The 21,178-nt window shown below is 63.5% G+C and carries 21 protein-coding genes and 1 other RNA gene; 14 read left to right on the forward strand and 8 right to left on the reverse strand.

Annotated features, from left to right (window positions below; genetic code table 11):
- Positions 1–142 (reverse strand): pyruvate kinase (locus AC2VNO_RS17055; protein ID WP_486935275.1); only part of this gene is annotated, 142 nt, incomplete at its 3' end.
- A gap of 316 nt (positions 143–458) precedes the next feature.
- On the opposite strand from AC2VNO_RS17055, the gene gap reads away from it, so the two are divergent.
- Both gap and AC2VNO_RS17065 read left to right on the forward strand, forming a co-directional pair.
- Entirely contained in the window at positions 459–1,481 is a 1,023-nt protein-coding gene (gap, locus tag AC2VNO_RS17060; RefSeq protein WP_486935259.1) for a type I glyceraldehyde-3-phosphate dehydrogenase, read from the forward strand.
- 112 nt (positions 1,482–1,593) lie between these two features.
- A complete protein-coding gene (locus AC2VNO_RS17065; RefSeq protein WP_486935260.1) occupies positions 1,594–1,839 on the forward strand; it encodes a hypothetical protein in 246 nt (81 codons plus the stop codon).
- Between the two features lie 80 nt (positions 1,840–1,919).
- Here the strand turns inward: AC2VNO_RS17065 and AC2VNO_RS17070 are convergent, their stop codons facing one another.
- The 3 genes from AC2VNO_RS17070 to AC2VNO_RS17080 all read right to left on the reverse strand — a co-directional run bounded on the left by AC2VNO_RS17070 (position 1,920) and on the right by AC2VNO_RS17080 (position 5,725).
- A complete protein-coding gene (locus AC2VNO_RS17070) occupies positions 1,920–3,218 on the reverse strand; it encodes an aspartate kinase (protein WP_486935261.1) in 1,299 nt (432 codons plus the stop codon).
- 150 nt (positions 3,219–3,368) lie between these two features.
- Positions 3,369–4,529: a carboxynorspermidine decarboxylase gene (gene nspC, locus AC2VNO_RS17075; RefSeq protein WP_486935262.1), complete on the reverse strand. Its 1,161-nt coding sequence runs from the start codon at positions 4,527–4,529 to the stop codon at positions 3,369–3,371.
- Entirely contained in the window at positions 4,526–5,725 is a 1,200-nt protein-coding gene (locus tag AC2VNO_RS17080) for a saccharopine dehydrogenase family protein (protein WP_486935263.1), read from the reverse strand. The genes nspC and AC2VNO_RS17080 overlap by 4 nt, the downstream gene beginning before the upstream one ends.
- 306 nt (positions 5,726–6,031) lie before the next feature.
- Between AC2VNO_RS17080 and AC2VNO_RS17085 the strand changes: the two genes are divergently transcribed.
- On the forward strand, positions 6,032–6,775 hold the full coding sequence (locus AC2VNO_RS17085; RefSeq protein ID WP_486935264.1) for a Crp/Fnr family transcriptional regulator: 744 nt from the start codon (positions 6,032–6,034) through the stop codon (positions 6,773–6,775).
- 86 nt (positions 6,776–6,861) lie between these two features.
- Here the strand turns inward: AC2VNO_RS17085 and ssrA are convergent.
- Positions 6,862–7,241: a transfer-messenger RNA gene (ssrA, locus tag AC2VNO_RS17090) on the reverse strand.
- 113 nt (positions 7,242–7,354) lie between these two features.
- Positions 7,355–7,846, reverse strand: coding sequence for an SsrA-binding protein SmpB (gene smpB, locus AC2VNO_RS17095; RefSeq protein WP_228579213.1), 492 nt, complete (start codon positions 7,844–7,846; stop codon positions 7,355–7,357).
- A gap of 127 nt (positions 7,847–7,973) precedes the next feature.
- On the opposite strand from smpB, the gene AC2VNO_RS17100 reads away from it, so the two are divergent.
- Entirely contained in the window at positions 7,974–8,408 is a 435-nt protein-coding gene (locus AC2VNO_RS17100) for a type II toxin-antitoxin system RatA family toxin (RefSeq protein WP_228579212.1), read from the forward strand.
- On the forward strand, positions 8,398–8,697 hold the full coding sequence (locus AC2VNO_RS17105) for an RnfH family protein (protein WP_486935265.1): 300 nt from the start codon (positions 8,398–8,400) through the stop codon (positions 8,695–8,697). Before AC2VNO_RS17100 ends, AC2VNO_RS17105 begins: the two co-directional genes overlap by 11 nt.
- A gap of 28 nt (positions 8,698–8,725) precedes the next feature.
- Here the strand turns inward: AC2VNO_RS17105 and AC2VNO_RS17110 are convergent, their stop codons facing one another.
- Positions 8,726–9,211, reverse strand: coding sequence for an outer membrane protein assembly factor BamE (locus tag AC2VNO_RS17110; protein WP_486935266.1), 486 nt, complete (start codon positions 9,209–9,211; stop codon positions 8,726–8,728).
- A gap of 72 nt (positions 9,212–9,283) precedes the next feature.
- Between AC2VNO_RS17110 and fur the strand changes: the two genes are divergently transcribed.
- Positions 9,284–9,730, forward strand: a complete 447-nt coding sequence (fur, locus tag AC2VNO_RS17115) for a ferric iron uptake transcriptional regulator (RefSeq protein WP_228579209.1) — start codon at positions 9,284–9,286, stop codon at positions 9,728–9,730.
- 65 nt (positions 9,731–9,795) lie between these two features.
- Here the strand turns inward: fur and recN are convergent, their stop codons facing one another.
- A complete protein-coding gene (gene recN, locus AC2VNO_RS17120) occupies positions 9,796–11,472 on the reverse strand; it encodes a DNA repair protein RecN (protein ID WP_486935267.1) in 1,677 nt (558 codons plus the stop codon).
- Positions 11,473–11,694: 222 nt separating this feature from the next.
- On the opposite strand from recN, the gene grpE reads away from it, so the two are divergent.
- From grpE to carB, 8 genes are all read left to right on the forward strand, one after another.
- On the forward strand, positions 11,695–12,321 hold the full coding sequence (gene grpE, locus AC2VNO_RS17125) for a nucleotide exchange factor GrpE (RefSeq protein WP_486935268.1): 627 nt from the start codon (positions 11,695–11,697) through the stop codon (positions 12,319–12,321).
- Between the two features lie 121 nt (positions 12,322–12,442).
- Entirely contained in the window at positions 12,443–14,374 is a 1,932-nt protein-coding gene (gene dnaK, locus AC2VNO_RS17130; RefSeq protein ID WP_486935269.1) for a molecular chaperone DnaK, read from the forward strand.
- Positions 14,375–14,479: 105 nt separating this feature from the next.
- Positions 14,480–15,631 (forward strand): molecular chaperone DnaJ, encoded by a 1,152-nt coding sequence (gene dnaJ / locus AC2VNO_RS17135; RefSeq protein WP_486935270.1) that lies wholly within the window; start codon positions 14,480–14,482, stop codon positions 15,629–15,631.
- A 184-nt stretch (positions 15,632–15,815) separates the two neighbouring features.
- Positions 15,816–16,097: a DUF2218 domain-containing protein gene (locus AC2VNO_RS17140; RefSeq protein ID WP_486935271.1), complete on the forward strand. Its 282-nt coding sequence runs from the start codon at positions 15,816–15,818 to the stop codon at positions 16,095–16,097.
- Entirely contained in the window at positions 16,094–16,999 is a 906-nt protein-coding gene (locus tag AC2VNO_RS17145) for a DMT family transporter (protein WP_486935272.1), read from the forward strand. Before AC2VNO_RS17140 ends, AC2VNO_RS17145 begins: the two co-directional genes overlap by 4 nt.
- Before the next feature lie 57 nt (positions 17,000–17,056).
- Positions 17,057–17,860 carry a 4-hydroxy-tetrahydrodipicolinate reductase gene (gene dapB / locus AC2VNO_RS17150; RefSeq protein ID WP_486935273.1) on the forward strand — a complete coding sequence of 268 codons (804 nt, stop codon included), beginning with the start codon at positions 17,057–17,059 and terminating at the stop codon, positions 17,858–17,860.
- A gap of 263 nt (positions 17,861–18,123) precedes the next feature.
- A complete protein-coding gene (carA, locus tag AC2VNO_RS17155) occupies positions 18,124–19,269 on the forward strand; it encodes a glutamine-hydrolyzing carbamoyl-phosphate synthase small subunit (RefSeq protein WP_486935276.1) in 1,146 nt (381 codons plus the stop codon).
- Positions 19,270–19,320: 51 nt separating this feature from the next.
- The coding region (carB, locus tag AC2VNO_RS17160) for a carbamoyl-phosphate synthase large subunit (RefSeq protein WP_486935274.1) at positions 19,321–21,178 on the forward strand (1,858 nt) is incomplete at its 3' end.

Raw genomic sequence — 21,178 nt, forward strand, 5'->3', positions numbered from 1 at the left:
CGCTGCCGTGGGAGAAGTTGAGGCGCACCACGTCGACGCCGGTGCGGATCATGGCTTCCAGCACGCCCTCGCGGTCGCTGGCCGGGCCCAGGGTGGCAACGATCTTGGTGCGGCGGATGGGGGTGTGTGGCTGGGTCGGCATGACGGTCTCCGGCGGAGTGATTTGTTGTGCGCCTACGGTAACGTTAACAAGGTAATATTACTACAAAATGTCCTGAGTAAAAGCTCTCGCGGTCATCTGCCGGAATCCCTTCGGTAGAAGGCGCCAGGCAAGATTTTCGCTTTTCGGAAAACGAAAGTATGGCGTGATCACTCAGTAGGGCGTCGCGCCTGTGATAGCTGGTATGTTGTAAAGTTACTAAAAAATCTTGAGTCTGTCGTATTTCTGCGTCACATTTGGATTATTGCCTATTGGCTCGACTCCAGACTGACAAGACCTTATACGGAGGAAACGCACCATGACGCTCAAGATTGCCATCAACGGCTTTGGTCGGATTGGCCGCAATGTGTTGCGCGCCCTGTACGAGAACGGCTTTCGCCAGCACATACAGGTCGTGGCCATCAACGACCTGGGTGCTCCCGCTCTCAATGCGCATTTGCTGCGCCACGACACGGTGCATGGTCACTTTCCCTATAAGGTGGAGCACGACGAGCGGAGTCTGAGCGTGGATGGCGATCGCATCGCCATTCTCTCTGAGCGCGATCCGGCCGCCCTGCCATGGTCGACCATGGGCGTCGATCTGGTCATGGAGTGTACCGGGCTTTTCACCAAGCGCGAGGATGCCGCCAAGCATATCGAAGCGGGGGCGAAGCGTGTACTGATCTCCGCCCCGAGCCCCGATGCTGACGCCACCATCGTCTATGGCGTCAACGAGCATGTGCTGCGCCCCGAGCACAAGGTGGTCTCCAACGCCTCCTGTACCACCAACTGCCTGGCGCCGGTGGCCAAGGCGCTCAACGACACGGTGGGCATCGAGAACGGCCTGATGACCACGGTGCACGCCTACACCAACGACCAGAATCTCTCCGACGTCTACCACAGCGACCCCTACCGGGCGCGCAGTGCCACCCACTCGATGATCCCGACCAAGACCGGGGCTGCCGCCGCGGTGGGTCTGGTCCTGCCGGAGCTCGCCGGCAAGTTCGACGGCCTGGCGGTGCGCGTGCCGGTGATCAACGTCTCGCTGGTGGACCTGGTATTTACCGCAGGGCGCGACACCACTAGAGAGGAGATCAATGCCATCGTCGCCAAGGCTGCAGAGTCATCCAAGGTGCTCTCGGTCAACGCGCAGCCGCTGGTTTCCATCGACTTCAACCACGACCCCAGCTCCTCTACCTTCGACAGCAACCACACCCGCGTGAATGGCCGCCTGGTCAAGGTGATGGCCTGGTACGACAACGAATGGGGCTTCTCCAACCGCATGCTCGACACGGCTTTGGCCATGCACGCCGCGGGCGATGCCAAGCGGGTGGCGGCGTGATGCGCTAACGGAAGCAGTCGCGGGTCATCTGCGCCGCGGGTCGCAACTTTGCCCCTTGTCGCCTTTCTTGACTACGTTTAAGGGTGTACATCCAAGGATCTGGAGGTAGATCATGAAAGGTTATGGAATGCGTAGCGCCCTTGCGGTCTTTGCCGCATCGTTGATGCTCGCCTTGGCGGGCTGTGGTACCGGAACCGGCGAGCGCGCCGCCAGCGGTGCCGGCGTAGGGGCCGCAGTGGGCGGTGCTGCGGGCGCCGCCACGGGTGGCAGCGTGGTGCGCGGCGCGGCCATTGGTGCTGGTGCGGGTGCCGTGACCGGGGCGGCGACCGATGAGGACGACATCGACCTCAGCGATTGATATGTGAAGTTCATCGTCGAGAGAAGGCCGCGTTATGCCATAGGCAAACGCGGCCTTTTTCATGCCCGTCAGTGTCGCCGTCAAGTGGGGATTTGCCAGGTGTCAGGGCACTCTCGGCTACGGAACAGCCGCTGGGCAGTGGTATCGTTGCGTCGCTCGGCGAGGGTTTCGCGGCCTTCGCTGAGGGCATCCAGCATCCCTTGGCGGGGGTGGCGCACGGTGAGTAGCGTCAGTTCGTTCTGCCGTGTGACCTCGTAGTCGTTTTTCAGAGATTCGATCAAGGGCTCGAGCCGCTCGGGTTTGTCATCGAGGCAGAAAACGAAGCGCATGGCGCCGCTGTCGACCAGATTGGCGTGCATGCCGGCCTCTACCAGTCGGCCGAGTATGTCGTGCTGACGAGGCTCGTCCATGAACGAGAAATCTCGTGGTCTCACTTCCACCCACACCTGATTCTCTCGCAGAATGCAGCTGGCCACGTCGCCGTCGAAGCGTCGTTCGGCTTCGATGGTGGTGGGAGCGGCGTCAGGCGTCTCGAAGGAGCGCACGATCAGCGGTATCGACTTTTCTTGCAATGGCCCCAGAGTCTTGGGGTGGATCACCTTGGCGCCGTGCCAGGCCAGCTCGGTGGCCTCGGCGTAGGAGATGCGTTCGAGCTGCACGGCGTTGTCGAAGCGTCGCGGGTCGGCGTTGAACAGGCCGGTGACGTCCTTCCAGATCACCACCTCCTGGGCGTCGAGACAGTGGGCGAAGATCGCCGCGCTGAAGTCGGAGCCTTCACGGCCCAAGGTGGTCGCATCGCCTTCCTCGGTGCCGCCGACGAAGCCCTGGGTCAGGTTTACACGTTCGCTTTGTGCGATTCGCTCCCGAACGGTCTCGGCGGTGGTGTGCCAGTCGATGTTGGCGGCCTGATGGCAGCTATCGGTGCGCACCAGCTCGCGGGCATCATGCCAGTCGGTGGCGATCCCCTGGTGGTTTAGCCAAGCCGCGACGATGGTGGTGGAGATCAGTTCGCCGTAGCAAACGGTCTGGTCGTAGTGTTTGGCGTAAGCGCTTTGCCGGTGCTTGCGGTGCTGGGCGTCGAGCTCCTCGAACAGGGCCGAGACCCGCTCGATGGGAGAGTCGTCGGAGTCGCCGAAAAGCGCCTCCATCGCCTCGCTATGCTCGGTCTGCAAGGAATCTAGGCATTGGCGATATTCGTCAGTGCGACTCTCGTCGCGGGCGGCGGCCAGCAGCGCTTCGAGCTTGTTGGTGGTCTTGCCCATGGCCGAGACCACCACCACCAAGGGCCTGTCCTGATGTGCCTCGATCAGCGGGGTCAACTGGCGAATGGCATCGGCATCCTTGATCGAGGCGCCGCCGAACTTGAACACGGTGGTCATTCCGGGCTCTCCCTGTCTGGTGTCGTCGTGCCCTACACCATGGGGCATATCGGCGCGTAGCGAAAGGGGGGCCTGGCATGCCATGCAAGTTCAAGGGCATAAACGAAAAAAGCCCCCGAGGGGGCTTGAGAGCCTGGTCGCAGGCGGAGCCTAGCTCAAGCGCTCCATGTAGGCTTCGTAGCCAAAGGTTTTCACCGTGCGCACCTCGCGGCTGCGCTCGTCGACCCGGCAGATCGACGGCAGGCGGATGCCGTTGAAGGTGGTGGTCTTGACCATGGTGTAATGGGCCATGTCGGTGAACACCAGGCGGTCGCCGATGGCGAGCGGCGTGTCGAACGAGTAGCGGCCGATCACGTCGCCAGCGAGACACGTCGTGCCTCCCAGGCGATAGCTGAAGGGCTTCTCCCCCGGTTCGCCGGCACCGATGATGTGGGGCCGGTAGGGCATCTCCAGCACGTCGGGCATGTGAGCGGTGGCCGACGTATCGAGAATGACGTTGGGGCCATCGTTCTCCACGATATCCAATACCGAACACACTAGATACCCGGTATTCAGCGCGATGGCCTCACCCGGCTCCAGGTACACGGTGAGATGAGGGTGGCGCTCACGGAAGCCGCGAACCACCCGCACCAGTCGCTCGATGTCGTAGTCGGCGCGGGTGATGTGATGCCCGCCGCCGAAGTTGACCCAGCTCAGCCCGGCCAGGTACCTGCCGAACTTTTCCTCGAACGCAGCCAGGGTCTCTTCCAGGGCATCGCTGTTCTGCTCGCAAAGCGTATGGAAGTGCAGCCCCTCGAGCCCTGCCAGGTCGGTCTCGGCGATATCCGCCACCCGCGTGCCGAGGCGTGAGCCCGGTGCGCAGGGATCGTATAGCGGCACGGCGCCGGTGGAGTGCTCGGGGTTCACCCGCAGCCCGCAGGAGACCCGGCGTGACGCCGCCGCGACGGTGTCGCGGAAGCGGCGCCACTGGCCCGGGGAGTTGAAGCTGATGTGGTCGGCGTACTGCAGCACCACCTCCATCTCCTCGGGGGTGAAGGCCGGCGAGTAGACATGCACCTCGCCACCGAAGGTCTCCGCGCCGAGGCGCGCCTCGTCCTGGCCGCTGGCAGTGGTGCCCACCAGATACTGGCTGACCAGCGGAAAGGTATCCCACATGGCAAAGCCTTTCAGTGCCAGCAGGATCTTCGCTCCGCTCGCCTCCTGTACCTGCCTGAGCAGCTCGAGGTTCTTGCGCAGCAGCGCGTCGTCGATCACGTAGGCTGGCGACGGGCAGGCGTGGATGTCGAAGTCGGGGCTCGTCATGCCACTCATGCCAGCGGGTCGTGGTCCGGGTCGAGCTCCACCACCTGCCATGGCAGGCCCATGTCGCCGATGCGCTCCATGAAGGGGTCGGGATCGAGCTGTTCGACGTTGAACACGCCTGCGCCCTTCCAGATGCCTTCCAGCATCAGCATGGCGCCGGTGACCGCCGGCACGCCGGTGGTATAGGAGATTGCCTGGGACTGCACTTCGCGGTAGCACGCCTCGTGGTCGCAGATGTTGTAGATGTACACCTTGCGCCGCTTGCCGTCCTTGATGCCGTCGGCAATGATGCCGATGTTGGTCTTGCCCTTGGTGCGCGGCCCCAGTGAGGCCGGGTCGGGCAGCACCGCCTTGAGGAACTGCAGCGGGGCGATCTGCTTGCCCTCGAATTCGATCGGCTCGATGCTGGTCATGCCGACGTTCTCGAGCACCTTGAGGTGGGTGATGTACTTCTCGGAGAAGGTCATCCAGAAGCGAATGCGCTCCAGCCCCTTGATGTTCTGGCTGAGCGACTCGAGCTCTTCGTGATAGAGCAGGTAGATGTCCTTCTCGCCGATGCCGTCGAAGTCGAACTTGCGCTTCTCGGCCAGCGGCGGAGTCTCGACCCACTCGCCCTTCTCCCAGTAGCGGCCATTCGCGGTGATCTCGCGAATGTTGATCTCCGGGTTGAAGTTGGTGGCGAAGGGATAGCCGTGGTCGCCGCCGTTGGCATCGAGGATGTCGATGCGGTGGATCTCGTCGAACAGGTTCTTCTGGGCATAGGCGCAGTAGATATTGGTCATGCCCGGGTCGAAGCCGCAGCCCAGGGTGGCCATGTTGCCCGCTTTGACGTAGCGGTCGTGAAAGGCCCACTGCTCCTTGTACTCGAACTTGGCCTCGTCCGGGTGCTCGTAGTTGGCCGTGTCGAGGTAGGGCACGCCGGTCTTAAGGCAGGCCTCCATGATGGTCAGGTCCTGATAGGGCAGGGCCACGTGGATCAGCACGTCCGGTTTGAACGACTCGATCAGTGCGACCAGGGCGTCGACGCTGTCGGCATCTACCTGGGCGGTCTGGATCGAGCGATTCAGCTGGGCTGCGATGGCCTTGCACTTGTCTTCGTTGCGACTGGCCAGGCAGATCTCGCTGAACACTTCGGGGTGCTGGGCACACTTATGGGTGACAACGCCTCCGACGCCACCGGCGCCGATAATCAGGACTTTGCTCATGGGCCTCTCGAAATCAGATCGGGAAATGTAATGAAAGAGTAGGGTCTTATCGGAATTTCGGCCATCTCGTCATGCCCGTGCCCGATGCCACCCGGTCTTGCGCGCTTGCCGCGCTGATGATGGCCCCCGGCGCAGTTGGGGGCAAGTGATTTTGTCATGACGCGTTAGACCAAAGAAGGGGGTGGGGTGCTGCCGCAGAGGGGGCTGCCGGCCATTATGAGGGGTCTATAACCTGCGTTATGAATCTCTATATAAGCTTGTGTTTTAGTATTGCCTAACCAACCATAGGCCTGAGAGAGGCAGAGCGTGACCCTACTGAATAGTGTTGTAATGCAGGGCTTGGGCAAGCACGGCGCTCTGACGGCAGAAGATAAGGCCTTGATATTGGGCCTTGAGCTGACCCCGCGACGTGTGTCGGCCGGAGAGGTGCTGTGGCAGGAGAGCGCGGATGTCGATATGTTCTGCGTGGTCAAGGAGGGGTGGGCCTACTCCTATCGCAATCTAGGCAACGGTTCGATGCAGATTCTCAAGGTCTACCTGCCTGGCGATATCATCGGCATGCGGGATTTTGGCTTTTCGCGTCGCCTGGCCGGCGTGGCGATGATCAATGAGGGCGTGGTCTGCCCTTTTTCGCACCAGCAGCTCTTTGAATTGTTCGTACGTTCACCGGCCTTGGCCGCCGGCATCATTGCCACTGCGGTGCGTCAGCAGGCGATTCTCACCGAACGGCTGGTCTATCTGGGCCGCTATGCTGCCCACGAGCGACTGGCGCATTTCCTTTACGAACTCTACCTGCGTCTGCAGCGCATTGGCGCGGTAGAGGAGAACGGCTTCTCGATGCCTCTTTCCCAGGAGCAGATTGGCGATGCCCTGGGCTTGAGCGCGGTGCACGTGAGCCGGACGTTCTCCATGCTGCGCGACGAAGGACTGGTGACGCGCGATCGCCAGCACGTGGTGCTGCCCGATCCGGAGGCGCTTGCCCGGCTGGTCGAGTTCAATAACACCTATATCGAAGAGACTCTGCCACCCGCTTTTCAGAGCTTTCATTAGCTGGCTCGGCTGGCGCTTGCCTGATACGTGACAGCGGTCGTTCGGAAACGAAAAAAGCACCTCTAGGGGTGCTTTTTTCGCTTGATTGGTGGAGGCGGCGGGGATCGAACCCGCGTCCGCCGACACTCGCTCTTCGGCTCTACATGCTTAGGTCCGTTTTTTGGTTTAACGCATCTGGCTCCAACGGGCAGGATCCAGCTACGCGATTCCTCTAAGGTTTAGCGATTGGCGAGAGGACACCACCAACCGCGATCCCATCATCTTTAGCTCATATCCCCTCCGCGATGAATGGGCACATCGCTTTGGGGCCGGACTAGAAGCTAACAGCTATTAAGCTGCCAGCGCGCCCTGAGCGTAGTTGTCGTCGTTTGCGACTATTTAGTCGTGATGTTGGATTTACGAGATACATCACGCTCTCGGCATGCACCTAGGAGGTTGTCATCGGCGTCGAAGCCATGTCGCCCCCGTAGCAGGCTCATCTTATCAGCATGAGCAACTCTATGACACCTGTCGGAAGGGTTGGTTTCACCGCTTCCCCGTTTCTTGCCGTTTTCGGGTAGGTGTCTCGCCCTTTGCCCGTTACGCCTTGGTATTCTCCCGCATGATGCGGCCCTTCTGACGCTGCCAGTCGCGATCCTTCTCGGTGGCGCGCTTGTCGTGCAGCTTCTTGCCCGTGACCAGCGCCAGCTCGCACTTCACCTTGTTGCCCTTCCAATAGAGCTTGAGCGGTACACAGGTGTGCCCCTTCTCCTGTGAGCGCGAAAAGATCTTGGCGATCTCCTTGCGATGCAGCAGCAGCTTGCGGGTACGCGAAGGATCGGCGATCTCGTGAGTACTGGCCGTATTGAGCGGCAGGATATGGCTGCCCAGCAGCCAGGCCTCACCATCCTTGATCAGGATATAGGTGTCGGTGAGCTGGGCCTTGCCTGCGCGCAGGCTCTTGACCTCCCAGCCGGCCAGCACCAGGCCGGCCTCGAAGACCTCATCGATGTGGTACTCGAAACGAGCCTTCTTGTTCTGAGCGATGACGCTGCTGCCAGGGCCCTTGCCCTTGCCTTTCTTGTTGGCCATGGAACCTCTTGTCACGGTCTGCTGATGGCACCCTTCCTTCGATATGCGGGGAAGCGTGTTACCATTCAAGGCATGAAATAACCGCTCATGATACGCCCTGGGCACTGTGAAGTCAGCGGAGAGCTCAATGCCAATGGTCAATCGGTCCGCCTTGGTGCGGCACACCCCTCGGGAGATGTTCGATCTCGTCAACGACTTCGAGCGCTATCCGGAATTTCTGCCCGGATGTCGGCGAGCGCGGCTTCTCGAGCGCGACGAGGCGCATTTGATCGGTGAGATGACACTGGGGCGGGCGGGCATCGAGCAGAGCTTTACCACGCGCAACGATCTGATCGAGCCCGAACGCATCGAGATGTCGCTGGTCAGTGGACCTTTCAAGCGCTTGCGCGGGCGCTGGCTGTTTCTGCCGATGGGTGACGGCGCCTGCAAGGTATGTCTGGAGATGGAGTTCGAATTCGCCAACCGCCTGCTGGGCATGGCGTTCGGCAAGCTGTTCCAGCAGGTCGCCGGCCAGCTGGTGGACGCCTTCACCCGTCGCGCCGACGAGCTGTATGGCCGCTGATACGACGCTTCGAGTAGAGGTTGCCTATGCGCTGCCCGACAGGCAGTGCATTGTCGCGCTGGAGGTGCCCCCAGGCACCACGGCGCGGCAGGCCGTGGCCCTGGCCGAGCTGGCAAGGCGGTTTCCCGAGGTGCCGCAGGCGAACTTCGGCGAAGCCGGCCTGGGCATCTTCGGCCAGCTGCTGCGTGACCCCGATAGCCATCTCCTGCGCGCCGGCGACCGGGTCGAGGTCTATCGCCCCCTCGAGATCGACCCCAAGGAGGCGCGTGCTCGGCGCGCCAAGCAGTAGCCTCAGCGCTGTCGCGTAGCGGTTGGACTTAGCGCGCCAACGGCTCGGTCGTCGCCGGTTCCCCGCCACGGGGCAAGGTGCCGCCGGCGTCCGGGGCCGACTCGGGGGCTGCCTGGGGTTGAGTCTCGGGTAGCTCGCCCATGGGGCTTGCGCCCTCGACGGCGGGACCGATGTCGTCCTGCGGGCGCAGTTCGATGTCTCTGGCGAAGTCGCCTTCCCGCTGCATGTTGACCAGGCGATCACCCTCGAAGGTGAGCGTCAGGCGCCGCTGCTGCACACCGCCGTATGCCTCATCGAGCCGGAACACGTAGTCCCATTGATTGGCATTGAAGGGCGCTTCGAGCAGCGGTCGGCCCATCAGGTCGACCACCTGGGAGCGACTCATGCCGGGCTGGAGCTGCTGCACCATGCCCTCGGTGATGTAGTTGCCCTGGGGCAGATCCCGCTTGTAGACGCAGCCGCTGGCCATGGTCAGGGCGATGACGAGGGGGATGGTTTTGATCAGCTTTTGCATTTGTGTCCGTTCTTCACTATCGTGGATTCGGTCGATCATACCCGACCCTACCTGATACTGCGAAGAGCGAACATGGCCGACCAGAACCATGAACTGCGCAAGGCGGGCCTGAAGGTCACCTTGCCCCGAGTGAAGATCTTGCAGATCCTCGAGAATGCCACGGGCCAACACCACCTTAGCGCCGAGGATGTCTACAAGACCCTGCTGGAAGCCGGTGAAGACGTTGGCCTGGCCACCGTCTACCGCGTGCTGACCCAGTTCGAGTCCGCAGGATTGGTCATTCGCCACAATTTCGATGGCGGGCATGCGGTGTTCGAGATCTCACAGGAAGAACACCACGATCATATGGTGTGCCTGGATAGCGGAGAGATCATCGAATTCTTCGACGAGACCATCGAGCGTCGCCAGCAGGAGCTTGCCGAGGAGCACGGCTTCGAGCTCGTCGATCACGCGCTGGTGCTCTATGTGCGTCCGCGTGGCTCCAATACCACCCGCCAGGACGGCATGCCGCGCAAGTAAGCGCTGCCTCTCCCTGCGATTGACGGCCCCGATCATCGATCGGGGCCGATTCGTTTGGCGGCGACTTAGTGGGAGGCGCCCTGCTGGCTGGCATCGAGCATCTCGCGAGCATGGGCCAGGGTGCGGTCGGAAAGATGGACCCCGCCCAGCATGCGTGCCAATTCGCTGACCCGACCGGCTTCATCGAGCAGTGCCATGCGCGTCAGAGTGGTGTTGCGCTTGGCCTGCTTCGCGATGTGCAGGTGGTGATGAGCCTGAGCCGCCACCTGGGGCAGATGGGTCACGGTCATCACCTGGCCGTGCTCACCGAGTCGGCGCAGCAGCTGCCCGACGATCTCGGCGGTGGCACCGGAGATGCCTACATCGACCTCGTCGAAGACCAGGCTGGGAATGGTCGAATGGCGTGCGGCGACCACCTGGATGGCCAGGCTGATGCGCGAAAGCTCGCCGCCGGAGGCGACCTTGGTCAGCGGCCGCGGCGGCTGGCCGGGATTGGCGCTGATCAGGAAGCGAACCTCCTCCATGCCGTCCGGCTGCGGTGCCTGCCGACTGACGACCTCCACGTCGAAACGCGCCTTGCCCATGGCCAGGAAAGCAAGCTGCTCCTGCACCGCCTTGCCGAACCTTGCCGCCGCCTGACGGCGTGCCTCGCCCACGCTACGCGCCTTTTCACGCCAGGTGTCGCGAAGGCTCTCGACCTCGGCGCGTAGAGTCTCGAGGTCGTGCTCGCCGCCTTCGAGACCCACCAGTTCGGCCTGCAGGCGGTGGTGCAGCGCCGGAAGCTCCTCCGGCATGATGTGATGTTTGCGTGCAATGCGGTGCACCTCACCCAGGCGCGACTCGACCCAGGCGAGACGCTCCGGATCCAGCTCGGTGGCATCGGTGAATCGATGCAGCTCGCGCGCGGCTTCCTCGACCTGGATGCGAGCATCGCCCAGCATGCCGAGCACGTCGGCGAGAGTGCCGCGATCGCTGCCCGGAAGCGGGTCGAGTCGGTGCATCGCCTGGTTGATCAGCGCCAGCACGCCGCCTTCGTCGCTGTCGCAGCACTCTGCGGCAAGCTGTGCCTCGCGCAGGGTTTCTTCGGCATGGGCGAGCTGCTCCTGTTCGTGTTCCAGGGTGGCGAGTTCCTCGTCGCCCAGGGCCAGCAGGTCGAGCTCCTCGACCTGATAGCGCAGCAGTTGGCGGCGCGCCTGCACCTCGTCGCCGCTCTCGGTCAGTTGCTTGAGCCGCCGCCGGCACGCCTGCCAGCGACGAAAGGTCTCGGCGAGTTCGTTCACCATGGCGCGATTGCCGGCGAAGTCGTCGAGCAGGCGCAGGTGGGTCTCCTCGCGCAGCAGCAGCTGGTGGGCATGCTGGCCGTGGATCTCGACCAGATGTTCGCCCAGCGCCTTGAGGTCGGTGACGGTCGCCGGCTGGCCGTTGATCCACGCCTTGGAGCGGCCGCTGGCGGTCACCACTCGGCGCAGCAGGCAGTCATCGGTGGCAAGTTCGCGCTCCTCGAGCCAAGCGCGGGCGGCGGGCAGCGTGGTGATATCGAAGCGCGCAGAGAGGTCGGCACGCTCACTGCCGTGGCGTACGCTGCTGGCATCGGCGCGCTCGCCTAGACACAATCCCAGAGCGCCGAGCAGGATCGACTTGCCGGCCCCGGTTTCACCGGTAATGGCGGTCATGCCACCGGCAAGCTCGAGATCGAGCGTCTCGACGATGGCGTAATCGCGAATGGCAAGCTGTGTCAGCATGGGACCTCCCCGGCGACCGGTATCCTGTTGGCTGGATATCCATACACGTTATTGCGTTTTTATACAGTAGTCCATTTCCGCACTCAATACACGACGCCATCGTTGGTAGCCCGATGTCTTGAGATTGCTGCAAGGACCCCCATATAGGCGGCAGACCTTCGAGCTTTCGCCGATACGACTTATTTCCGGCCCGCTGGGCCGACGCTGCTTCAGGAGATGCGCATGGCTAAAGAACCCCAGACCCCGCTTGATGACGAGCTGGCACGGCGTGAGGAAGAGGCCCGGCCGGATCCGCTGGAAGGTGAGTTGGATGATGGCGTCGTCGCAGGTGACGACGCCGTGGCGTCCGAGGAGCCAACCATCGAGAGCGACAACCCCGAGGCCGACCTGCTTGCCGCCCAGGTAGAGGAACTGGAGCAAAGCCTGGCCGAAGCCAAGGATCAGGCGTTAAGGGCCGCCGCCGAAGCGCAGAATGTGCGTCGCCGGGCCGAGCAGGAAGCCGAGAAGGCCCGCAAGTTCGCCCTTGAACGCTTCGTCAAGGAGCTGCTGCCGGTGGTCGACAGCCTGGAAAAGGCGCTGGATGCCATGGGCGAGGATGCCAGCGACGTTCACCGCGAGGGCGTGGCCATGACGCTCAAGATGCAGCACGACGTGCTGGCCAAGTTCGGCGTCGAGATGGTCGAGCCGGCCGGCGAGCCGTTCGACCCGCAGTTCCACGAGGCGATGGCCATGGTGCCCAATCCCGAACTCGAGCCGAACAGCGTGATGGAAGTGATTCAGAAGGGGTATCTGCTCAATGGCCGCCTGGTCCGCCCGGCCATGGTGGTGGTCAGTCAGGCCGCCAGCTGAAACCGAGCGGACGAAAACGGGGGCGGGGCTTGAAAAGCTGGGAAGCGCCCCCCAGATAGACGTCAACCGCGGCAGATGCCGCTGAGATGGATTCAAGGCAAACGAATTTCGAGGATTTCCTATGGGACGCATCATCGGTATTGACCTGGGGACCACCAACTCCTGTGTGGCCGTGCTAGACGGCGACAGCGCCAAGGTGATCGAGAACGCCGAAGGCGCCCGTACCACGCCCTCCATCATCGCCTATACCGATGATGGCGAGACGCTGGTGGGGCAGTCGGCCAAGCGCCAGGCGGTGACCAATCCGCAGAACACCCTTTACGCCATCAAGCGCCTGATCGGTCGTCGCTTCAAGGACGACGTGGTGCAGAAGGACATCAAGATGGTGCCCTACGGCATCACCGAGGCCGACAACGGTGACGCCTGGGTGGAGGTGAAGGGCAAGAAGCTGGCGCCGCCGCAGGTCAGCGCCGAAGTGCTGAAGAAGATGAAGAAAACCGCCGAGGACTACCTGGGCGAGCCGGTCACCGAGGCGGTCATCACCGTGCCGGCCTACTTCAACGACAGCCAGCGTCAGGCCACCAAGGATGCTGGCCGCATCGCGGGCCTCGAGGTCAAGCGCATCATCAACGAGCCCACTGCGGCGGCGCTGGCCTACGGCATGGACAAGGCGCGCGGCGACAAGACCATCGCCGTGTACGACCTGGGTGGCGGCACCTTCGATATCTCCATCATCGAAGTGGCCGATGTCGACGGCGAAACCCAGTTCGAAGTGCTGGCCACCAACGGGGATACCTTCCTGGGCGGCGAAGACTTCGACATGGCGCTGATCAACTACCTGGTCGATCAGTTCAAGGCCGACAGCGGTATCAACCTGACCGGCGACAATCTGGCCATGCAGCGCCTGAAGGAAGCCGCCGAGAAGGCCAAGATCGAACTCTCCAGCGCCCAGCAGACCGATGTCAATCTGCCCTACATCACTGCCGACAACACCGGTCCCAAGCACCTCAACGTGAAGGTGACCCGGGCCAAGCTGGAGTCGCTGGTGGAAGAGCTGGTGCAGCGCTCGCTGGGGCCGTGCAAGACCGCGCTGTCCGACGCCGGCCTGTCCGCTTCCGAGATCGATGACGTGATTCTGGTCGGTGGCCAGACCCGCATGCCGATGGTGCAGAAGAAAGTCGCCGACTTCTTCGGCAAGGAAGCGCGCAAGGACGTCAATCCCGACGAGGCCGTGGCCGTGGGCGCGGCGATTCAGGGCGGCGTGCTGGGCGGCGACGTCAAGGACGTGCTGCTGCTCGACGTCACCCCGCTGACCCTGGGTATCGAGACCCTGGGCGGTGTGATGACCCCGCTGATCGAGAAGAACACCACCATCCCGACCAAGAAGACCCAGACCTTCTCGACCGCGGATGACAACCAGACCGCCGTGACCATCCACGTGCTGCAGGGTGAGCGCAAGCAGGCGGGCGGCAACAAGTCGCTTGGCCGCTTCGACCTGGCCGACATCCCGCCGGCGCCGCGCGGCGTGCCGCAGATCGAGGTGGCGTTCGATCTCGACGCCAACGGTATCCTCAACGTGTCGGCCAAGGACAAGGCCACCGGCAAGGAGCAGTCGATCGTCATCAAGGCCTCCAGCGGCCTCACCGATGATGAGATCGAGCAGATGGTGCGCGACGCCGAGGCCCATGCCGACGAGGACAAGAAGTTCGAGGAGCTGGTGGCCCTGCGCAACCAGGCCGACGGCATGGTCCACGCCGCTCGCAAGACGGTGCAGGAAGCCGGCGAGCACGCCACCGACGAGGAGAAGCAGGCCATCGAGACGGCTGCCACCGAACTCGAGGAGGCGCTCAAGGGTGACGACAAGGACGACATCCAGGCCAAGCTGGACAAGCTGACCGAAGCCTCCGGCAACCTGGCGCAGAAGATGTACGCCGCTCAGGCCGAGGCCGCCCAGCAGGGCGGTGGCGAAGGCCAGGAGGCCGGTGGCAAGCCGGAAGACGACGTGGTCGACGCCGAATACGAAGAAGTCAACGACGACCAGAAGAAGCAGTAATCGCCAAGGCGATGCCACGGACGACGGTAGCGCGGGAGGACGACTCCCGCGTTGCCGTTTCCGCGGATCGGGCACAACTGCCTAGACCAGGAGGCGCATGGACCCATGTCCAAACGCGATTATTACGAGGTGCTCGGCGTCGAGCGAGGGGCCGACACCAAAGATATCAAGAAGGCCTACCGACGGCTGGCGCAGAAGTATCACCCGGACCGCAACCCGGATGACGACACCGCGGCCGAAAAATTTCGCGAGGTCTCCGAGGCCTACGAGATTCTTTCCGATGGCGAGAAGCGTGCCGCCTACGACCAGTTCGGTCATGCCGGGGTAGACGGCCAGGCCGGTGGCTTCGGCGGCGGTGGCTTCGGTGGTGCGGGAGCCGGCGGCTTCAGCGATATTTTCGGCGACGTGTTCGGCGACATCTTCGGCGGTGGCGGCGGGCGACGCAGCCCCCATGCACCGCAGCGCGGCAGCGACCTGCGCTACAATCTCGAGCTAGATCTCGAGAGCGCGGTGGCCGGCACCACCGTGGACATTCGCGTACCGCGTCATGTGGAGTGCGACCGCTGCGACGGCCAGGGTGCCGAACCGGGCTCCACCAAGGAGACCTGTCCCACCTGTAACGGCCTTGGCCAGGTGCGCATGCAGCAGGGCTTCTTCGCCGTGCAGCAGACCTGCCCCACCTGTCATGGCAGCGGCGTGCACATCAAGGTGCCGTGTCACAAGTGCCACGGCGAAGGCCGCGTGCGCGAGACCCGCACCCTGTCGGTGAAGATTCCGGCCGGGGTGGATACCGGCGACCGTATCCGCCTCAATGGGGAAGGCGAGTCCGGCATCAACGGCGGCCCGCCCGGCGATCTCTACGTACAGGTGGCGATCAAGCCGCACCATATCTTCCAGCGCGACGGCAAGCACCTGCAGTGCGAGGTGCCGATCAACTTCATCGATGCGGCACTGGGTGGCGAGCTCGAAGTGCCCACGCTGGACGGTCGGGTCAAGCTCAAGATTCCGCCCGAGACCCAGACCGGCAAGCTCTTCCGCCTGCGCGGCAAGGGCGTCAAGCCGGTACGTGGCGGCCCGCCCGGCGACCTGCTGTGCAAGGTGGTGGTGGAGACCCCGGTCAACCTCAGCGAGGAGCAGAGGTCGCTGCTGCGCCAGCTGCAGGAGAGTCTCGACGGTAGCAACAGCCACAGCCACTCGCCGAAGAAGACCAGCTTCTTCGACGGCGTGAAGAAGTTCTTCGAGGACATGAAGCCGTAGGTTCACTGCCCCTGAGTGACTGGCCCCTGATGCCCTTGGCCTCAGGGGTTTTTTGTGCGCGACAGGCTGAAAGCCGGCTACATTCTGTCGAACGCACCGTTGCCTTTTTTCCGCGCATCGGGGCTGGCGCCGACCCGCTCCGGCGCCGTAGTCTGTCAGCTCAATACGAATGGAGATCGTTACTATGCCGATGTCGCGAACGGAGATCGCCACCGAGTCCGGGGCGAGGGTGATGAACCGGCTGTGCAAGCACTGGGCGCACAAGCTTGAGGTGGAACAGGGCGAGGTGGAGAGTCGCGTGACGTTCGCGGACGGCTCCTGCGTGATGCGTATCGAGCCGGGCAAGCTGCTGGTGGCCGTCGAGGCGCTGGAAGAGGAGAGTCTCGACCGGCTGGAGGGTGTCGTCGACTCCCACCTGCAGCGCATGGCGGGTGACGAAGAGCTGGTTATCGTCTGGGAAAATTGAGCGCGACGATAACGCCCCGCCTCGCCCACCTGGGCATGCTGCTGTGGGCGCTGCTGGTAGGGCTGTCGTTTCCCGCCGTGGGGCTGATGAGCGAGCTGCCGCCGCTGTCACTTACCGCCCTGCGTTTCGCCGTTGCCTGCGCCGGGCTGTGGTGGCTGGCGCGGCGCGCCGATGGCTTCCTCCCCTCCTGGCGCCTGCTGCCGCTCTACATGCTGATGGGACTCTGCTTGGCCGGCTTCTTCGGCGCCATGTTCTGGGCCGCCCACCACGCCACTGCCCTTTCCATGGCTACCCTTTACGTCACCGTGCCGCTGATGGCCTATCTGATGGGGCTTGGCTTTCGCGTCGAGGGGCTGAACTGGCAGTTGCCGCTGATCTTGGCCCTTGGGGCTTTCGGGGCGCTGGCGCTCGCCTTTGCCGAGGCTCTCAGCCACGGTGAGGGCCTGCAGCTCGGCGTGGGTGAGGCGGTGTTCTTCCTCGGCTGCGTGTCGTCGGCACTCTATCCGGTATTGAGCAAGTGGGGTCTGGCGCGAGAGTGGCTGCCGGAGTCCGCGGCGGTGCGCACCTTCTGGAGCCTGGGGCTGGGGGGGCTGGCCATCGGGTTGCTGGGTGTCGCCATCGAGCCCGCTGCTGAACTGGCCGGTATGCGCTGGCAGGATTTCATCTTGGTGGTCTATCTGGGGCTCTTCTCCAGCGCGCTCACCTTCTGGCTGATGCAGCGAGCCACCGCCGTGCTCACGCCTGGCGCCGTGACCGCCTACGGCTACATGGTGCCCTTCGTCTCCATGCTGCTGCTGTTCGTCACCGCGCCCGAACAGATCGGCTGGCACTGGCTACCGGGCAGCGCGCTGGTGCTTGCCGCTATCGGTCTGCTGCTGCGACAGGACGGCAAGCCCCGCTGAGTCGCGGCTCTGGTATACTCCCTTCGATCCCCAGCCTTCAGATCTTCAGGAGTCCGCATGACCCGTATCGCCATCGTCGGTGTCGCCGGCCGCATGGGCCGCACCCTGGTCAATGCCGTGCACCAGGATGCCGGCGCCACCCTGGCCGGTGGTATCGTCGAGCCGGGCAGTACGCTTGCCGGGGTCGACATCGGCGAGCTGGCAGGCCTAGGTAAGCTCGGTGTGGCGGCAGTGGACTCCCTGTCAGCCATCGTCGATGACTTCGAAGTGCTGATCGACTTCACCGCGCCCCAGGTGACGCTGGCCAATCTGGCCTTCTGCGCCGAGCACGGCAAGCGCATGGTGATCGGTACCACCGGGCTCTCCGACGGCGAGCTGGCCGAGCTCGACGGCTACCGTGACAGGTTGCCCTTCGTTTTCGCCCCCAACATGAGCGTGGGCGTGAACCTCACGCTGAAGCTGCTCGAGACGGCGGCCAAGGCGTTGGGCGACGAAGGCTACGACATCGAGGTGATCGAGGCGCACCATCGCCACAAGGTCGATTCACCCTCCGGCACCGCGCTGAAAATGGGCGAGGTGGTGGCCGAGAGCCTGGGTCGAACGCTCAAGGAGCACGGTGTGTTCGAGCGCGTCGGCCAATGCGGCCCGCGCAGCGACAAGGAGATCGGCTTCGCCACGGTGCGCGCCGGGGATATCGTCGGCGAGCATACGGTAATGTTCGCCACCGAGGGTGAGCGCATCGAGATCACCCATAAGGCGTCGAGCCGCATGACCTTTGCCAAGGGGGCGGTGCGCGCGGCGCGCTGGGTGGCCGAGCAGGGCCATGGTCGCTACGGCATGCAGGACGTCCTGGGTTTGTGAGCGCAAGACGGTAGCCAGATGGGAGCGATTCCTGTAACATCTCCAAAATTTTGGCCGGGCGCCTGAAATACAGCAGTCCAACACTGCGCGCTTGTTGCGTGGCCAGCCCCCGAGCAAAGACAACAAGCGGGATGAAACCGGTTTTTTATCGGCTTCGTCCCGCTTTTTTACGAGCCGAATCTGTCGCAGTGACGATAGCCGCCGAGCCTGCGCCCCTCAGGCTCGCCTCAGCATGGGAGGAACTTGTCTTGAACAGCCCCGCATTGAACAGACCCGCGATATTGGCCTTGGAAGATGGCAGTATCTTTCATGGCACGGCCATCGGTGCCGACGGGCAAACTAGCGGCGAGGTGGTGTTCAATACGGCCATGACCGGCTATCAGGAGATCCTGACCGATCTTTCCTATACCCGACAGATCGTGACCCTTACCTACCCGCATATCGGTAACACCGGCGTCAACGCCGAGGACGTGGAGTCCGATGGCATCGCTGCCGCCGGCCTGGTGATCCGCGATCTGCCGCTCATCGCCAGCAACTTCCGCTCCGAGCAGTCGCTCTCCGACTACCTCAAGAGCCGCAACGTGCTCGGCATTGCCGACATCGACACCCGGCGCCTGACTCGCATCCTGCGCGCCAAGGGCGCTCAGAACGGAGCGATCCTGGCCGGTGCCGAGGCCGAGGGTGACGATGCCGCCGAGCGCGCGCTGGCAGCGGCGCGGGAGTTCCCCGGGCTCAAGGGCATGGACCTGGCCAAGGAGGTCACTTACAAGCAGGCCTACGAGTGGAACGAGGCCGAGTGGGTGCTGGGCCAGGGCAATATCGATGCCAGCGGCAGTGAGCGCCCCTTCCACGTGGTGGTCTACGACTACGGCGTGAAGTACAACATCTTGCGCATGCTGGCTTCCCGCGGCTGCCGGCTCTCCGTGGTACCGGCCCAGACCCCGGCCAGCGAAGTGCTGGCAAAGAATCCCGACGGCATCCTGCTGGCCAACGGTCCCGGCGATCCCGCGCCCTGCGACTACGCCATCACGGCGATCCGCGAGATTCTCGAGACGAACGTTCCGGTGTTCGGCATCTGCCTGGGGCACCAGCTGCTGGCGTTGGCGGCCGGTGCGCAAACGGTGAAGATGAACCACGGCCACCATGGCGCCAACCATCCGGTGCAGGACCTCGATACAGGCCGCGTGATGATCACCAGCCAGAACCACGGCTTCGCCGTCGACGAGGCGAGCCTGCCGAGCAACGTGCGCGCCATTCACCGTTCGCTGTTCGACGGCACGCTGCAGGGCATCGAGCTGACCGACCGCCCGGCCTTCAGCTTCCAGGGTCACCCGGAAGCGAGCCCCGGCCCGCGCGATGTATCGCCGCTGTTCGATCGATTCGTCGAGATGATGAAGGCCCGCCGCTAGGCCGAGCCCCGAGAACGTCGCCATTCGTCACCATATTTTGCGGGAACCGACATGCCCAAGCGTACCGACATCAACAGTATCCTGATCATTGGCGCCGGCCCCATCGTCATCGGCCAGGCGTGCGAGTTCGACTACTCCGGCGCCCAGGCCTGCAAGGCGCTGCGCGAGGAGGGCTTCCGGGTCATCCTGGTCAACTCCAACCCGGCCACCATCATGACCGACCCGTCGATGGCCGACGCCACCTACATCGAGCCGATCACTTGGCAGGCGGTGGAGAAGATCATCGAGGCCGAGCGCCCCGACGCCATCCTGCCCACCATGGGCGGCCAGACCGCGCTCAACTGTGCGCTCGACCTGGACAAGCACGGCGTGCTGCAGAAGTACGGCGTCGAGATGATCGGCGCCAACGCCGACGCCATCAACATGGCCGAGGATCGCGACCTGTTCGACCAGGCCATGAAGCGCATCGGCCTGGAGTGCCCCAAGGCCGAAGTGGCTCACAGCATGGAAGAGGCCTGGCGCATCCAGGAGTCGCTGGGCTTCCCGGTGATCATTCGTCCCTCCTACACCATGGGTGGTTCCGGGGGCGGCGTGGCCTACAACAAGGAGGAGTTCGAGGAGATCTGTACCCGCGGCTTCGAGCTCTCCAACAACCACGAGCTGCTGATCGACGAGTCGCTGCTGGGCTGGAAGGAGTACGAGATGGAGGTCGTTCGTGACAAGAACGACAACTGCATCATCGTCTGCGCCATCGAGAACTTCGACCCCATGGGTGTCCACACCGGCGATTCCATCACGGTGGCGCCGGCGCAGACGCTGACCGACAAGGAATACCAGATCATGCGCGACGCATCGCTAGCGGTGCTGCGCGAGATCGGCGTCGAGACCGGTGGCTCCAACGTGCAGTTCGGCGTCGACCCCGATACCGGGCGCATGGTGGTGATCGAGATGAACCCGCGGGTGTCGCGTTCCTCCGCGCTGGCCTCCAAGGCCACCGGCTTCCCGATCGCCAAGATTGCCGCCAAGCTGGCGGTGGGTTACACCCTGGACGAGCTCTCCAACGACATTACCGGCGGACGTACCCCGGCGTCATTCGAGCCGTCGATCGACTACGTCGTCACCAAGATTCCGCGCTTCACCTTCGAGAAGTTCCCCCAGGCCAACGATCGCCTCACCACCCAGATGAAGTCGGTGGGCGAAGTGATGGCCATCGGACGCACCTTCCAGGAGTCGCTGCAAAAGGCGTTGCGTGGCCTCGAGACCGGCAACGACGGCCTCGACCCCAAGTTCCCCGAGTTCAAGGCCGGGGAATTCAGCGACGACGCCATGGCCCAAATCAAGGGCGAGCTTCAGGCGGCCGGCGCCGACCGCATCTTCTACGTCGCCGATGCCATGCGCAGCGGCATGAGCGTGGAAGAGATCTTCGCCCTGACCAAGATCGACCCCTGGTTCCTGGTTCAGCTCGAGGAGCTGGTACGCATCGAGCAGGAGGTGGCCCAGCGCTCGCTCTCCGAGTTCTCGCCGCGGGAGCTGTTCGGCCTCAAGCGCAAGGGCTTCAGTGACGCTCGCCTGGCCAGGCTGCTCGGCGTCTCCGAGAAGGAGTTTCGCCGCACGCGGCAGAAGGCGGGCATCCGCCCGGTCTACAAGCGCGTCGACACCTGTGCTGCCGAGTTCGCATCCGATACCGCCTACATGTACTCCACCTATGAGGAGGAGTGCGAGGCCGAGGTCAGCGACCGCCAGAAGATCATGGTGCTGGGAGGCGGGCCCAACCGTATCGGTCAAGGCATCGAGTTCGACTACTGCTGCGTCCACGCCGCCTTCGCCATGCGCGACGACGGCTATGAAACCATCATGGTCAACTGCAACCCGGAAACCGTCTCCACCGACTACGACACCTCCGACCGCC

The sequence above is a fragment of the Halomonas sp. TH-94 genome (genome assembly GCF_057473365.1).

What these genes read in the sequence shown, in the direction of transcription:
- gap (WP_486935259.1), top strand. Translation starts at nt 459, where the DNA reads ATGACGCTCAAGATTGCCATCAACGGCTTTGGTCGGATTGGCCGCAAT.
- AC2VNO_RS17065 (WP_486935260.1), top strand. Translation starts at nt 1,594, where the DNA reads ATGAAAGGTTATGGAATGCGTAGCGCCCTTGCGGTCTTTGCCGCATCG.
- AC2VNO_RS17070 (WP_486935261.1), bottom strand. Translation starts at nt 3,218, where the DNA reads ATGACCACCGTGTTCAAGTTCGGCGGCGCCTCGATCAAGGATGCCGAT.
- nspC (WP_486935262.1), bottom strand. Translation starts at nt 4,529, where the DNA reads ATGAGTGGCATGACGAGCCCCGACTTCGACATCCACGCCTGCCCGTCG.
- AC2VNO_RS17080 (WP_486935263.1), bottom strand. Translation starts at nt 5,725, where the DNA reads ATGAGCAAAGTCCTGATTATCGGCGCCGGTGGCGTCGGAGGCGTTGTC.
- smpB (WP_228579213.1), bottom strand. Translation starts at nt 7,846, where the DNA reads ATGGCCAACAAGAAAGGCAAGGGCAAGGGCCCTGGCAGCAGCGTCATC.
- AC2VNO_RS17100 (WP_228579212.1), top strand. Translation starts at nt 7,974, where the DNA reads ATGCCAATGGTCAATCGGTCCGCCTTGGTGCGGCACACCCCTCGGGAG.
- AC2VNO_RS17105 (WP_486935265.1), top strand. Translation starts at nt 8,398, where the DNA reads ATGGCCGCTGATACGACGCTTCGAGTAGAGGTTGCCTATGCGCTGCCC.
- AC2VNO_RS17110 (WP_486935266.1), bottom strand. Translation starts at nt 9,211, where the DNA reads ATGCAAAAGCTGATCAAAACCATCCCCCTCGTCATCGCCCTGACCATG.
- fur (WP_228579209.1), top strand. Translation starts at nt 9,284, where the DNA reads ATGGCCGACCAGAACCATGAACTGCGCAAGGCGGGCCTGAAGGTCACC.
- recN (WP_486935267.1), bottom strand. Translation starts at nt 11,472, where the DNA reads ATGCTGACACAGCTTGCCATTCGCGATTACGCCATCGTCGAGACGCTC.
- grpE (WP_486935268.1), top strand. Translation starts at nt 11,695, where the DNA reads ATGGCTAAAGAACCCCAGACCCCGCTTGATGACGAGCTGGCACGGCGT.
- dnaK (WP_486935269.1), top strand. Translation starts at nt 12,443, where the DNA reads ATGGGACGCATCATCGGTATTGACCTGGGGACCACCAACTCCTGTGTG.
- dnaJ (WP_486935270.1), top strand. Translation starts at nt 14,480, where the DNA reads ATGTCCAAACGCGATTATTACGAGGTGCTCGGCGTCGAGCGAGGGGCC.
- AC2VNO_RS17140 (WP_486935271.1), top strand. Translation starts at nt 15,816, where the DNA reads ATGCCGATGTCGCGAACGGAGATCGCCACCGAGTCCGGGGCGAGGGTG.
- dapB (WP_486935273.1), top strand. Translation starts at nt 17,057, where the DNA reads ATGACCCGTATCGCCATCGTCGGTGTCGCCGGCCGCATGGGCCGCACC.